Source organism: Rhizobium sp. AN6A (genome assembly GCF_900215635.1).
Taxonomy (GTDB): domain Bacteria; phylum Pseudomonadota; class Alphaproteobacteria; order Rhizobiales; family Rhizobiaceae; genus Agrobacterium; species Agrobacterium tumefaciens.
Genome location: NZ_OCNC01000003.1, coordinates 376,824 through 390,181 on the forward strand (window position 1 = coordinate 376,824; position 13,358 = coordinate 390,181).

The 13,358-nt window shown below is 59.5% G+C and carries 11 protein-coding genes; 3 read left to right on the plus strand and 8 right to left on the minus strand.

The window, feature by feature from the left end; translation table 11 throughout:
• Positions 1 to 7: 7 nt before the first annotated feature.
• The 5 genes from CRO62_RS05655 to CRO62_RS05675 all read right to left on the minus strand — a co-directional run bounded on the left by CRO62_RS05655 (position 8) and on the right by CRO62_RS05675 (position 6,787).
• Complete coding sequence (locus CRO62_RS05655) at positions 8 to 880, minus strand: carbohydrate ABC transporter permease (protein WP_013761441.1); 873 nt, start codon at positions 878 to 880, stop codon at positions 8 to 10.
• Between the two features lie 172 nt (positions 881 to 1,052).
• Positions 1,053 to 2,366, minus strand: a complete 1,314-nt coding sequence (locus CRO62_RS05660) for an ABC transporter substrate-binding protein (protein ID WP_013762306.1) — start codon at positions 2,364 to 2,366, stop codon at positions 1,053 to 1,055.
• Positions 2,367 to 2,509: 143 nt separating this feature from the next.
• Positions 2,510 to 3,463: a sugar-binding transcriptional regulator gene (locus CRO62_RS05665; protein ID WP_097099518.1), complete on the minus strand. Its 954-nt coding sequence runs from the start codon at positions 3,461 to 3,463 to the stop codon at positions 2,510 to 2,512.
• 261 nt (positions 3,464 to 3,724) lie between these two features.
• On the minus strand, positions 3,725 to 5,575 hold the full coding sequence (locus tag CRO62_RS05670) for an ABC transporter ATP-binding protein (protein WP_097099519.1): 1,851 nt from the start codon (positions 5,573 to 5,575) through the stop codon (positions 3,725 to 3,727).
• Between the two features lie 48 nt (positions 5,576 to 5,623).
• Entirely contained in the window at positions 5,624 to 6,787 is a 1,164-nt protein-coding gene (locus CRO62_RS05675) for a M20 aminoacylase family protein (RefSeq protein ID WP_003518084.1), read from the minus strand.
• Between the two features lie 305 nt (positions 6,788 to 7,092).
• Here CRO62_RS05675 and CRO62_RS05680 point away from each other — a divergent pair, with 305 nt between their 5' ends.
• From CRO62_RS05680 to CRO62_RS05690, 3 genes are all read left to right on the plus strand, one after another.
• The gene (locus CRO62_RS05680; RefSeq protein ID WP_097099520.1) at positions 7,093 to 8,802 is read left to right on the plus strand and encodes a peptide ABC transporter substrate-binding protein; all 1,710 of its coding nucleotides are present in this window, start codon (positions 7,093 to 7,095) and stop codon (positions 8,800 to 8,802) included.
• A 76-nt stretch (positions 8,803 to 8,878) separates the two neighbouring features.
• The gene (locus tag CRO62_RS05685) at positions 8,879 to 9,889 is read left to right on the plus strand and encodes an ABC transporter permease (protein WP_003518086.1); all 1,011 of its coding nucleotides are present in this window, start codon (positions 8,879 to 8,881) and stop codon (positions 9,887 to 9,889) included.
• Entirely contained in the window at positions 9,882 to 10,802 is a 921-nt protein-coding gene (locus CRO62_RS05690; protein ID WP_013762302.1) for an ABC transporter permease, read from the plus strand. Before CRO62_RS05685 ends, CRO62_RS05690 begins: the two co-directional genes overlap by 8 nt.
• 36 nt (positions 10,803 to 10,838) lie before the next feature.
• Here the strand turns inward: CRO62_RS05690 and CRO62_RS05695 are convergent, their stop codons facing one another.
• The 3 genes from CRO62_RS05695 to CRO62_RS05705 form a co-directional block, all read right to left on the minus strand.
• Complete coding sequence (locus tag CRO62_RS05695) at positions 10,839 to 11,189, minus strand: ribbon-helix-helix domain-containing protein (RefSeq protein WP_003518088.1); 351 nt, start codon at positions 11,187 to 11,189, stop codon at positions 10,839 to 10,841.
• Positions 11,190 to 11,260: 71 nt separating this feature from the next.
• A complete protein-coding gene (locus tag CRO62_RS05700) occupies positions 11,261 to 11,827 on the minus strand; it encodes a DJ-1/PfpI family protein (protein ID WP_179783982.1) in 567 nt (188 codons plus the stop codon).
• A 95-nt stretch (positions 11,828 to 11,922) separates the two neighbouring features.
• Complete coding sequence (locus CRO62_RS05705) at positions 11,923 to 13,320, minus strand: amidase (protein WP_097099521.1); 1,398 nt, start codon at positions 13,318 to 13,320, stop codon at positions 11,923 to 11,925.
• Between the last annotated feature and the right edge of the window lie 38 nt (positions 13,321 to 13,358).

Sequence of the window (13,358 nt, forward strand, 5' to 3'; positions counted from 1 at the left end):
CTTCTCCTTAACGGTCGAGGTTCTTGCCGACGGCGCGCATCAGGAAGATGGCGACGATATTGGCGAGCACGACGGCGATGATGCCACCGGCCGATGCGCCGCCGACGTCGTAGCCCAGAAGCGCCGTGCGATAGATGAGGAAGGCAAGGTTGGTCGAGGCATAGCCGGGCCCGCCATTGGTGGTGACGAGGATTTCCGCGTAAACGCCGAGCAGGAAGATCGTCTGGATGAGGATGACGACGGTGATGGCGCGGGCAAGATGTGGCAGCGTCAGGTAGATGAAGCGGTTGATGAAGTTGGCGCCATCCATCTCGGCCGCTTCCTTCTGCTCGCCATCGAGCGACTGCAGGGCGGTGAGCAGGATCAGCGTGGCAAACGGCAGCCATTGCCAGGCGACGATGATGATGATGGAGAGCAGCGGAAACTGCGCGAACCAGTCGACCGGCTGCAGGCCGAAGAAGCGCGACAGATCGGCAAGCACGCCGTAACCGGGATGCATGATCATGTTCTTCCACACCAGCGCCGCGACAGGCGGCATGACGAAGAAGGGCGAGATGATCATGATGCGCACGATGCCCTGACCGAAGATGTCCTGGTCAAGCAGAAGCGCAATCGCAATACCGCCGATGACGGTGATCAAAAGCACGCCGCCGACGATGGCAAGTGTGTTGAAGATCGACTGGAAGAAGGCCGGATCGGTATAGAAATACTGGTAATTGAACAGGCCTGCAAAGCTGACATTGGCAGGGTTGAGCAGATTGTAGTTCTGGAACGAGAACCACAGCGTCATCGCCAGGGGCACGATCATCCACACCAGCAAAAGCAGCACCGAAGGCGCAAGCATAACCCGCGCCAGACCGCTCGTGTTTCGTGTTGCCATTGCACTAACCTCCCCATGGGCTCGGGCATCACGATATGCGCCCGGCATATCCGGAAGAACCGGCTCATTCCAGTTTTGATTTGAAAGGCTTAAAGGCCGCCGCGCAGCTCGCGGCTTGCGCCCCCAAGGTTCGCTGCCCGGCATTGGCGCCGGACAGCGATCTTCAGGAGGATTACTTGATGTAACCGGCGCGGGTCATTTCACGCGTCGCTGTCGACTGGGCGCTGGCAAGCGCATCGTCGACACTGGACTGGCCGGCAACAACCGCCGAGAACAGCTGACCGACCGTGGTGCCGAGCGCCTGGAATTCAGGGATCGCCACGAACTGACCGCCGGTGTAAGGCACGGGCTTTACGGTCGGTTTGGTGATGTCGGCGGCATCCATCGCAGCAAGCGTCGGCTTGGCGAAGGCGGCGGCTTTTTCATAGTCAGCATTCTTGTAAAGCGAGGTGCGGGTACCCGGAGGCACGTTTGCCCAGCCTTCCTTGGCAGCGACGAGTTGGGTATATTCCTTGCTGGTTGCCCAGGAGATGAACTTCTCGGCGGCATCCGCCTTCTGCGAGCTCTTCGGGATAGCAAGGTTCCATGACCACAACCAGTTGCCGTGGTTCTTCAGCTCGCCATGCGTCGGGAAGAGCGCATAACCGACCTTGTCGGCAACGGTCGAATCCTTCGGGTTTGAAACGAAGGAAGCAGCCACCGTGGCATCGATCCACATGCCGCATTTGCCCTGCTGGAACAGCGTCAGGTTTTCGTTGAAGCCGTTGGAGGAAGCACCCGACGGACCGGCATCCTTCATCAGATCGACGTAGAACTGAAGAGCACTCTTCCATTCCGGCTGATCGAACTGCGGCTTCCAGTTCTCATCGAACCAGCGGCCGCCAAAGGAGTTGGTGAGCGCGCTGATGAAGGCCATGTTCTCGCCCCAGCCAGCCTTGCCGCGCAGGCACATGCCGTTGATATCCGTCTTGCGATCGGTAATCTTGCGGGCAGCGTCACCGATGAATTCCCAGGTCGGGTTTTCAGGCATCTTCAGGCCGGCTTTTTCAAACAGGTCCTTGCGATACATGATCATGGCGGATTCGCCGTAGAAGGGCGCCGCATAAAGCTTGCCTTCGCTGGAAAGACCACCACGGATCGCCGGCAGAATATCATCCACGTCGTATTTGTCGCCAAGCTTTTCGAGCGGCAGCAGCCAGCCCTGCTTGGCCCAGATCGGCACTTCATAGTTGCCGATGGTCATGATGTCGTACTGGCCGCCATTGGTGGCGATATCGGTCGTCACGCGCTCGCGCAGGACGTTTTCTTCAAGCGTGACCCATTCCACCTTGATGTCGGGGTTCTTGGTGGTGAAGTCGGAGGTCAGACCCTGCATGCGGATCATGTCACCGTTGTTGACGGTGGCGATGGTCAGCGTTTCGGCGGAAGCAAGGGTCGAAAAGGCGAGTGCCGAGCATGCGCCCAGCAAAATGGTCTTCAATGTCATATCTTCCTCCCAGAAGAAATTTATGAGCATTCGCTTTGCTCTGGGGCATTTACTCACCCGCAGCCGAAAAAAGTCAAGCAACATCCTGTGCTGCGGCGCACATGGAAAAATCAAGTCATTGATTTTGATGGATTAATTTTTGCTCAATGCGTGAGCAAATATTCACTTGTCGCTTCGTCGGTGATGAGGCCGTTCAAAAGACCACCCCGCAGTGCCGCGAGAATCGAGGCATTCTTGCGCGCGCCCTGCGCCATGCCGATGACCGTGCAGGTCTCTCTGGACGGGATGGGAACAGAGGCGACGCGCTCGTTGACGGAATGGTCGAGAATGTGGCCGTTGGCATCATACATCCAGCCGCAGATTTCGCCGATCGCACCGCTTGCCATCAGGGCCTTCATCTCGTCGACACCGAGAAAACCATCAACGCAGAGCGGTGCGTTTTCTCCGAGTTCGCCGACGCCGACGAAGGTGACATTGGCGGCGGCACCCAGCGCCAGCGTGGAGCGCACCATGGACTGGTCGTGCAGCAATTCCCGCTCTTCCGCAGACGAGCAGAGAACCGGCAGCGGCATCGGAAAATGCCGCGCCTTGATGGCATCGGCCATACTGAAGATGACGTTGTAATAGGCCGCCGATCCATCCGGCCCGATATTGCCTGTCAGTGACACGATGCGGTGCTGCGGACATTCCATCGGCGGCAGTTGGTCCACAGCCGCCTTCAGCGTACGGCCGGTGCCGATGGCAAGCACGATGGGATCGGCATTTTTCAGCCAGCGCTCGATCTCCGCCGCGCCGGCCTCGGCGATGCCGACCGTGGAGGAAACGCCAGCGGGATCGCTCGGCACCACCTCGATATATCTAAGGTCGAACTTCTGCTTCAGCCGCTCCGCCTTTTCAAGACAGGCGGCAATGGGGTGATCGAGCCGGACCTTGATCAGACGCTCGGCGACGGCCAGCGACACCAGCCGCTGCGCCGATTGCCGGGATATGCCCATGGCAGCGGCGATCTCGTCCTGCGTGCGACCCGCGACATAATAAAGCCAGCCCGCGCGCGCCGCATCATCCAGCCGTCCATGTGCGTCGTTCCGTCTGGCCATGCCGCCGCCCTCTAAGAATTATGTTCGAGCATTTGCTGGCATTTTTTCAGGCCGCCTGTCAAACGGCGCAGCGACTGAGCGAAGCGTTTGGCGGCACCGGGCACCTCTAAAGAGGATGTAAAACATTGCCACCGTCATGCTCGGGCCTGTCCCGAGCATCTGCAACGCACCTATTTACGAGACATTGGCAGATACTCCGCACAAGACCGAAGATGACGTCGCGAACACAGAGGCACCTATCCCAGCGCAGTTGCCACTATATCAAGCCGCTTCCTGCACCAGATGCCCCGCCGAAACCTCGCGGTAATGGCGTTGCGGCGGAACATAGTCCACCGGACGGATCGGGCTTTTTATCTCGTCCGTCGCCATGTTGCGCCTGATCTGGCGCCGGGCCGGATCCGGCACCGGAACGGCGGACATGAGCTTTTTCGTATAGGGGTGCTGCGGATTATCGAAGACGGCGGCGCGTGGGCCAATTTCGACGATCTCGCCGAGATACATCACCGCGACACGATGGCTGACACGCTCAACCACAGCCATATCGTGGGAAATGAACAGGAAGGCGAGGTTGAGGCTCTGTTGCAGATCGAGCAGCAGGTTACAGACCTGCGCCTTGATGGAGACATCGAGCGCCGACACCGCTTCATCGGCAACGATGACCTTGGGGTCAAGCATCAGCGAACGGGCAATGGCGATGCGCTGGCGCTGGCCGCCGGAAAACTCATGCGGGAAGCGCCGCATCATATCCGGGCTGAGGCCAACCTTCTCCATCAGGTCCGCCGCCTTTTCACGCGCCTGCGCCTTCGGTCCAAGCCGGTGTTCGATGAAGGGCTCCATGATCGCCGTGCCGATGCTCATGCGCGGATCGAGACTGGCGAAGGGGTCCTGAAAGATCATCTGCACGCTGCGGCGCATGGTGCGCAACGTCGTCTTGTCGAGTTTCATCACCTCGTAACCGTCGAGCGTCACGTTACCGGAGGTCGGCTCGATCAGCCGGGTGATCGATCGCCCGGTGGTGGACTTGCCGCAGCCGGATTCACCGACCAGCGATAGTGTCTCGCCCTCAGCCAGATCGAAGGAGACCTTCTCCACCGCATGCACGGCACCGGACTTGCGGCCGAGAAGACCGGAGCGGATATCGAAGCGGGTCGTCAGGTCCCGGACCGAAAGAATGGGCGTGCGACCACCGGAAACCGTGTTCCTGACCTCTTCGACCGGTTGGCTTTCGCCGGTCTTGATATCGATGATCGGAAAACGGGCGGGCAGCACCCGCTCTTTCATCGAACCGAGCTTCGGCACCGCCGAAAGCAGGGCGCGCGTATAGGGATGGTTCCCGCGATGGAAGATATCGTCCGTCGTGCCGGTTTCCACCACGTCGCCGCGGAACATGACGATGGTGCGGTCAGCCACTTCCGCCACCACGCCCATGTCATGGGTGATGAACAGGACCGACATGCCCTCCTCTTCCTGCAATTGCTTGATAAGGTCGAGAATCTGGCCCTGAATGGTCACGTCGAGCGCCGTCGTCGGCTCATCCGCGATCAGGAGCTTCGGCTTCGACGCAAGCGCCATGGCGATCATCACGCGCTGGCGCATCCCGCCGGAAAACTGGTGCGGATAGTCGTCGAAACGGTTCTTCGCATTGGGAATGCGGACTTTTTCCAGAAGCCTGACAACCTCGGCCTTGGCAGCAGATGAGGAAATATCCTGGTGCACGGTCAGCGCTTCGGCGATCTGCTTGCCGATCGGGAAGATCGGATTGAGGCTGGTCATCGGCTCCTGGAAGATCATCGAAATGTCCTTGCCGCGAACCTTGCGCATCTCCTCTTCCGGAAGTGCCAGCAAATCGCGCCCACCGAGCATGACCTTACCCTCGATGCGGCTCGTTTTCTTATCGAGAAGCCGCATGATCGACAGCGACGTCACGCTTTTGCCCGAGCCGCTTTCGCCAACGATCGCCACCGTCTCGCGGGGCGCAATGTCGAAACTCATATTGCGGACCACCGATTTCCAGCCGCCATCAACGCGGAAGGACGTGGTCAGATTTTGAACCGAAAGTACCGGGCTTACCGAACCGCCGGTCTGTTCCATGGATGTTGCCGCCAAAAGCATGCCGATCTCCTGAAAAGCGAAAGGCGGCCATGAAGGCCGCCGGATGTCTTACGCAGCAAGCGCGGTTTCGGCCATCGAGACCCAGTAGCTGATGCCGTAAGGCAGGGCCTCGTCGTTGAAGTCATAGGCGGCATTGTGCAGCCCGGCCGTGTCGCCGTTACCGATGAAGATGAAGGCGCCGGGGCGTGCTTCCAGCATGTAGGAAAAATCTTCCGCGCCCATATGCGGGTTGGGATTGGTGTTGACGGCGTTTGCGCCTGCCACACCTGCCGCCACGCTGGTTGCGAATTCGGTTTCGTCATTGTGGTTGAAGGTGACGGGATAACCGCGATCGTATCTCACCTCCGCCGTCGCGCCATGCGCCATGGCGGTGGCTGTCGCCACTTCCTTCAACCGTTTTTCGGCGAAATCGCGGGTTTCCGGCAGCAGGGTGCGCACCGTGCCGGTCAGCGTCACCGAACCGGGAATGACATTGCCCGCCGTGCCGCCGTGGGTGGTGGCGACGGTGACGACCAGCGATTTCAACGGGTCCGTTTCCCGCGAGACGATGGATTGCAGGGCGATGATGATATAGGCCGAGGTCAGCACCGGATCGACGGAAAGATGGGGGGCCGCCGCATGGCTGCCCTTGCCGGTAATGACGATCTCGAAACTATCCGCCGCCGCCATGGTCGAACCCTTGCGGATGGCGAAATTGCCGACCGGAATGCCCGGCTCGTTATGCATGCCATAGACCTGCGAAATGCCGAATTTCTCCATCATGCCGTCGTTCAGCATGGCAAGTGCCCCTGCGCCACCCTCTTCAGCCGGCTGGAAGATGACGGCCACGGACCCTTTGAAATTACGGGTCTCGGCCAGATATTGCGCCGCGCCTAAAAGCATCGCCGTGTGCCCGTCATGGCCGCAGGAATGGGCCTTGCCCGGAACCTTGGAAGCCCAGGGCTTGCCGCTGGTTTCGAGGATCGGCAGCGCATCCATGTCGGAGCGGAAACCGATGGTCGGGCCGTCCCCGTGCCGCCCCTTGATGATGCCTACCACGCCGGTCTTGCCAATGCCGGTTTCGACGATATCGCATCCGAAGGATTTGAGTTTCTCCGCCACGAATTTCGAGGTTTCGAAGACGTCGTAGAGCAGCTCCGGCGTCTCGTGCAGGTGGCGCCTCCAACCGGCTACTTCTTCCTGCATCTCGGCCACACGGTTCAATATCGGCATTCCCATTTTTCCTTTTTTTGTTCCCCGCCGGGTTGTCGGGAACCATATTGCGTTTGGAATTTCTGCTTTTGCAAGTATGAATTTCGCTAGATGAATGAAAAATAGGCCCGAAGCCAATCGGCTCAAATTTTGTTCATCAATCAGAGTTTGGGGCTTGCATTTCAAAAAAACTGACAATAGCATCATTGGGAACGGAGGAATATTCGTTAGCAAAGTCAAACACTTAAAATAAAAGACTTGCAAATGACGTTGAGGAAAAGCGTCAAACATTCAAACAGATAAAATCTTAAAAGGGGAAAATCACAATGAAGAAGCGCAGCGTTCTCTTTGCCAGCACGGTGGCGGCCTTGGCCATGGCAGGCTCTGCCGCCCATGCCGAGCGTGGCAGTGACGGCGAACTGAAAATCCTTTTCTGGCAGGCTGTATCGACACTCAACCCATATCTTTCCGCTGGCACGAAGGAAGTCTACAGCTCGTCCATGGTGATCGAGCCTCTGGCGCGCTACGACGAAAAAGGCGAGCTGGTGCCGATGCTGGTGAGCGAAATTCCGACGGTCGACAATGGCGGCATCGCGAAGGATCTGCTCAGCATGACGTGGAAGCTGAAGAGCGACGTCAAATGGTCTGATGGCACGCCCTTTACCGCTGACGACGTCATCTTCACCTGGAAATATTGCATCGCACCGGACGGCGGCTGCGCGCAGGCGGCACAATATGAAGGCGTGAAGAACGTCGAGGCGATCGACGCCCACACCATCAAGATCAGCTTCAACGAACCGAAGCCCTACCCCTACTCCGCATTCGTCGGCGCACAATCGCCTGTCATCCAGAAGAAGCAGTTTGAAAAATGCGTCGGCGCTGCGGCACCCGGCTGCACATCCGCCAATTTCGGCCCCATCGGCACCGGCCCCTTCGTGGTCAAGGATTTCAAGCCGAACGACGTCATCAGCTTCGTGGCCAACCCCAATTATCGCGATCCGGCCAAGCCCGCCTTCGCCACGGCTACCCTGAAGGGCGGCGGTGATGCAGCTTCCGCCGCACGCGCCGTTCTTGAAACCGGCGAATTCGACTACGCCTGGAACATGCAGGTGGAGCCGGAAATTCTGGCCACCATGGTAGCGGCCGGCAAGGGCAAGCTGGAAACTGCCTTCGGCACGCAGGTCGAGCGTATCAATCTCAACTGGTACAACGCCGATCCTGCGCTGGGTGACAAGCGCTCCACCAAGGAAGGCGGCCCGCATCCGGCCCTTTCCGACCCGGCCGTGCGCCGCGCGCTCTCACTTGCCATCGACCGCGATATCATCGATGAGGCAGGTTATGGCGAGGCGGGCAAGCCGACCTGCAATATCGTGCCGGCCCCGGAAGCCGTCGCTTCGACGAAGAATGACAGCTGGTGCCTGAAACAGGATCTGGAAGGCGCAAACAAGCTGCTGGACGATGCGGGCTGGGTAAAGGGCGCCGATGGCATCCGCGCCAAGAACGGTGTGAAGCTGTCCTTCCTCTACCAGACCTCCACAAACTCCGTTCGCCAGGCCACGCAGGAACTGGTGAAGGACATGTGGTCGCAGATTGGCGTTGCTTCCGAACTGCGCAATGTCAGCGCCTCCGTCTTCTTCGGCGGCGATCCGGCAAGCCCCGACACCTTCCAGAAATTTTTCGCCGACGTTGAAATGTACACCAACAATTTCGACGGTACCGACCCGGAAAAATATCTGGCGGAATGGCTATGCGACAAGATCCCGGCTCCGGCTAACGGCTGGCAGGGACAGAACATTCCGCGTTATTGCAACCCGGAATTCGACAAGCTGGTGGGCGAACTCTCCAAAACCGCAGACCTTGCCAAGCGCGGTGAGATTTCCAAGCAGCTGAACGATATGCTGACCGAAGAAGGCGCGCATATTCCGCTGATCCATCGCGGCAGCGTCTCCTCGCATTCGTTGACACTCGAAGGCGTTCGCATGAACGCCTGGGATTCGGAACTCTGGAACGTCGCGGACTGGTCCCGCAAGAAGTAACCCGCAAATGCGCGGTCGCCCCTGACGGGGGGACCGCGCTCATTTTGCGAGACCCTGACGGTCTGGAGACTTTTCGATGTTTACCTTTACGCTCCGGCGGCTTGCCTTTGCCGTACCGACGCTGCTCGTCATCAGCTTCGTCATATTCGCCCTGCTCGATCTGGCGCCGAATGATCCGACCGGCGACCTGCCGCTGACCATTCCACCCGAAGTGCGCGAGCAGATCCGCGCTTCGCTCGGTCTCGACCAGCCCTTCTTCATCCGTTACATGCTGTGGCTGCAGCAATTCTTCATCAATGAACCGCTGAACCTGTTCGAAAAGCTGACAGGCTGGCAGATCGGCGACGGTAGCCGCATGCGTGTGCTGTCCTGGGCAACGCGCAGCCCGGTGGTCGATCTCGTCATCCAGCGCATGCCGCAAACGCTTTGGGTGGTCGGCCTTGCCTATCTCTTCGGCGCGCTTCTGGCGATCCCGATCGGCGTCATTTCGGCCTACAAGCAATATTCGATCTTCGACCAGATCGGCACCTTCGTCTCGATGGTGGGTTATTCGGTTCCCACCTTCTTCACCGGCGTGCTGCTGGTCGTCATCTTCAGCTCCTATCTGCAATGGTTCCCTTCCGTCTACGATACCAATCTGCAGGTGACGGACTGGGGAAGCCTCGTGGCACAGATCAAACAGATGTTCATGCCGGTTCTGGTGCTAACCCTCTACAACGTCTCGCAGATCAGCCGTTTCGTGCGCGCCTCGATGCTGGACAATCTGCATCAGGACTATGTGCGCACCGCGCGTGCCAAGGGCGTGAAGGAAAAATCCGTTCTGCTCGTTCACGTCCTGCGCAACAGCCTTATACCCGTCGTCACCGTCATCGCACTCGGCGTGCCGACGATCTTTTCCGGCGCCATTATTACCGAACAGATTTTCCGCGTGAACGGGCTTGGCCAATTGCTGATCACCGCCGTTCAGGGCGCGGATATTCCGCTGGTGCAGACGCTGACCTTCATTTTCGCGGTGCTTATCGTGCTCTTCAACCTTATTGCCGACGTGCTTTACGGCATTCTCGACCCGAGGATCCGCTATGACTGACGCCACCCTCGCAGCACCAGCCGTTGCCGCCACGCCTGTGCAATCGGCACTTGCCGATATCTGGAAACAGTTCCGCGTCCACAAGGGCGGCGTGGCAGGCCTGTTCGTTTTCATCTTCATTTTGCTTGCGGTCTATGTCGGGCCCTATATCCACACCGTCGCGCCCAATGCCATCAATGTGAAGGAACGCAACCAGTGGCCGTCGCTGGCGCATCCCTTCGGCACCGACAATCTGGGCAAGGACATGCTGGCGCAGGTGCTGGCGGGCGGGCGCATCTCGCTTGCCGTCGGCATCACCGCCATGCTCCTGGCGCTGTTTCTCGGCACGCTGGTGGGGGTGCTGTCAGGCTATTTCCGAAGACTTGACGGGCCACTGATGCGGCTGACGGACCTGTTTCTGGCCCTGCCGCTGCTGCCGCTGCTGCTCGTCATTCTCATGCTGTTCCGTGACACGCTGCGTGCCGCTTTCGGGCCGGAAACCGGTATCTTCATCCTCATCGTCTTCGTGATCGGGGTAACCAGCTGGATGCATACCGCACGCATCGTGCGCGGCGACGTGCTGACGATCAAAAGCCAGGAATTCATCATGGCGGCGAAATCGAGCGGCATGCGCGAATACCGCATTATCCTGCGCCATATCCTGCCGAATGTGTTGAGTTCGATCATGGTCTCAGCCACGCTCGGCATCGCCTCGGCCATCATCACGGAATCGGCGCTGTCCTTCCTCGGCCTCGGTTTTCCGTCAGACTTTCCGACCTGGGGACGGCTGTTGTTCGATGGCGCCAACTTCCTGCAGCTGACGCCCTCGCGCGTGCTGTGGCCTGGACTGGCAATCTCGCTGACGGTTCTGAGCGTCAACTATATCGGCGATGCCGTGCGCGATGCGCTTGATCCAAGGGCGCTTAAGAGCTGAGGCGAAGGGCGCTGTGGCTGCGCCCTTCCCTTTATCTCAGTGATAATTCATCTTTTCCGCGTCGAGAATGCTGTCTGCATCCAGCGCAGCAATCGGAATGTCGCTGCGCGCCGGAATATCGCCGGAAAGCTGCAAGGCCAGATAACGCCCGCAGCAGACTCGTAGAAACGAGGTGAAGTTGCCGAGATCATGCCCGGCATCGATCGATTCATTATAAAGCTTGGCGATGAGCTGCGCGCTGTTCATGCCATCGCGGCGTGAAATCTCGTCCAGAGTCGTCCAGAAGAAGTTTTCAAGTCTGACGCTGGTGACCATGCCATCGATCCGCAAAGACCGGGTATGGCTTTCCCAAAGCGTCGGGTCTGCCTTGATGAAAAGCTTGCACATGGTGTCCTCCCTCAGCAAGCTGCAGAAGATAGACGGGAAACGGGACCGGTAAAAGCCCCATTCCGCCGGCCTTATCTGCCGAGCACCGCCATGAATTGCGAAAGCCATGCCGGATGCGCCGGCCATGCGGGCGCCGTCACCAGCTTGCCGTCGGTAACCGCCGCGTCGATGGCGATATCGGCATAGGTGCCGCCCGCCAGTTCCACCTCGGGGCGGCAGGCCGGATAGGCCGAGCAGGTGCGGCCCTTGAGGACACCCGCAGCCGCCAGCAATTGGGCACCGTGGCAGACGGCCGCGACCGGCTTGTCAGCCTCGAAGAAATGCTTCACGGCGGCAAGCACATCCCCATTCAGCCGCAGATATTCCGGCGCGCGACCACCGGGAATGACCAGCGCGTCGTAGTCCGCGACCTTGATATCGGCAAAAGTAGCGTTGAGCGCGAAATTGTGGCCGCGTTTTTCTGAGTAGGTCTGGTCGCCCTCGAAATCATGGATCGCGGTCGCGATCGTCTGGCCAGCCTTCTTGCCGGGGCAGACGGCATGCACCGTGTGACCAACCGCAAGCAGCGTCTGGAACGGCACCATGGTCTCGTAGTCCTCGGCGAAATCGCCGGTGATCATCAAAATCTTCTTCGGCATGCTTGCTCCTCCCATTTTGAATGCCCGAGGCACCGTAACAGGAGGGGTGGAGAAGCGGGTATTATGGCTATACTACAGGGCCGATAAAGGCGGGATCAGCGCGCTTTGGGCGGCTCCGGCCAGCGCCGAACACCGCCGCCCCAATCCTCGAAGGCCTTGGAAAGCTTGAGAACGAGCAGATCCGCGTAACGCGGGCCGACGATCTGCAAGCCGATGGGCATCCCGGATTTCGAGAAGCCGCAATTGATCGAGGATGCCGGCTGCTCCGACATGTTCCAAGGGACGGTGAAGGCGATATGTTCGAAGGGTCGCTCGGGATCGTTGGTGGGCGACGCCCAGTCGGCCGGATAGGAGACGATGGGATTGACGGGTGAAATCACCACATCAACCGACTGCATCAACCGCCCGCAGGCTTTGCGCATTTCCATGGTCTGGTTGAAACCGAAAACGGCACGCGCGCCGGAAACATCAGCGCCCTTCAGCGCCCATTCGTGAATATAGGGAAGGATCGCCGCGCGTCGTTCGTCACTCAGCGCCGCCATATCGCCCCAGAATTTCGCCCGCCAGAAATCATCCAGCCCATCAAGCATGTCCCGAGACAGAACCGGCTCGACCGGGACGACGATGGCGCCAGCATCTTCGAACAGCTTTGCGGCCGCGCCAACAGCATCCCGCACCTCATCGTCCAGGGCCAAGCCGCAGCCGGCATCCAGCATAAGGCCGATCCTCAGGCCCTTTACGTCGATATCGAGGTCCATCCAGTTGATATCGTTGGGCGGCAGCGCGGTGCCGTCACGCCAGTCCGGGCGGGAAAGCGTGGCCATGGCATAGGCGGCGTCAACGACGGTGCGGGTCATCGGCCCGGCGCAGCGGCCTGTATAATAGGGATCGACGGGTATGCGGCCCTGGCTTGGCTTGAAGCCGAACAGCCCCGTCCACCCCGCCGGTAGCCGCACCGAGCCGCCAATATCCGTACCGATATGCAGGGTGCCGTAACCCGCAGCACCGGCAGAAGCCGCACCGGCACTGGAGCCGCCGGGGTTCTGTGTCGGGTCCCACGGGTTGCGGCTGAGCTTGTGAAAACTGGAAAGGCCTGATGACAACATGCCGTAATCCGGGCAGGTGGTCTTGGCGTAAAGGATGGCGCCGTCCTCGCGGCAGCGGGCCGCAACCGGCGCGTCTTCCAGAGCCGGCACCAGTTCCACCGCTTTGGTACCAAGCGGAACCGGCTGGCCTTTGGTGGCGATCAGTTCCTTCAGCGATACCGGAATCCCATCGAGGGGCCCGAGCGTTTCACCTTTTTGCCACCGCATCGTCGAGGCCAGCGCCTGCTTGCGGGCATCCTCGGGATCATAGGCGTAAAGCGCGTTCACCGTGGGCTCGAATGCGTCGATACGGGCCTCTACCACCTGCCAATATTCCGATGGTGACAGCTTCTTTTGCCCGTAAAGCGCCAGGATTTCGAGCGTGTTGAGGTGTATGAGATCGGTCATAAGCTTCGTCTCGTCAGAAAACAGATAATATGGGCGAT

What these genes read in the sequence shown, in the direction of transcription:
- CRO62_RS05685 (WP_003518086.1), top strand. Translation starts at nt 8,879, where the DNA reads ATGTTTACCTTTACGCTCCGGCGGCTTGCCTTTGCCGTACCGACGCTG.
- CRO62_RS05660 (WP_013762306.1), bottom strand. Translation starts at nt 2,366, where the DNA reads ATGACATTGAAGACCATTTTGCTGGGCGCATGCTCGGCACTCGCCTTT.
- CRO62_RS05675 (WP_003518084.1), bottom strand. Translation starts at nt 6,787, where the DNA reads ATGCCGATATTGAACCGTGTGGCCGAGATGCAGGAAGAAGTAGCCGGT.
- CRO62_RS05700 (WP_179783982.1), bottom strand. Translation starts at nt 11,827, where the DNA reads ATGCCGAAGAAGATTTTGATGATCACCGGCGATTTCGCCGAGGACTAC.
- CRO62_RS05655 (WP_013761441.1), bottom strand. Translation starts at nt 880, where the DNA reads ATGGCAACACGAAACACGAGCGGTCTGGCGCGGGTTATGCTTGCGCCT.
- CRO62_RS05680 (WP_097099520.1), top strand. Translation starts at nt 7,093, where the DNA reads ATGAAGAAGCGCAGCGTTCTCTTTGCCAGCACGGTGGCGGCCTTGGCC.
- CRO62_RS05705 (WP_097099521.1), bottom strand. Translation starts at nt 13,320, where the DNA reads ATGACCGATCTCATACACCTCAACACGCTCGAAATCCTGGCGCTTTAC.
- CRO62_RS05690 (WP_013762302.1), top strand. Translation starts at nt 9,882, where the DNA reads ATGACTGACGCCACCCTCGCAGCACCAGCCGTTGCCGCCACGCCTGTG.
- CRO62_RS05665 (WP_097099518.1), bottom strand. Translation starts at nt 3,463, where the DNA reads ATGGCCAGACGGAACGACGCACATGGACGGCTGGATGATGCGGCGCGC.
- CRO62_RS05670 (WP_097099519.1), bottom strand. Translation starts at nt 5,575, where the DNA reads ATGCTTTTGGCGGCAACATCCATGGAACAGACCGGCGGTTCGGTAAGC.
- CRO62_RS05695 (WP_003518088.1), bottom strand. Translation starts at nt 11,189, where the DNA reads ATGTGCAAGCTTTTCATCAAGGCAGACCCGACGCTTTGGGAAAGCCAT.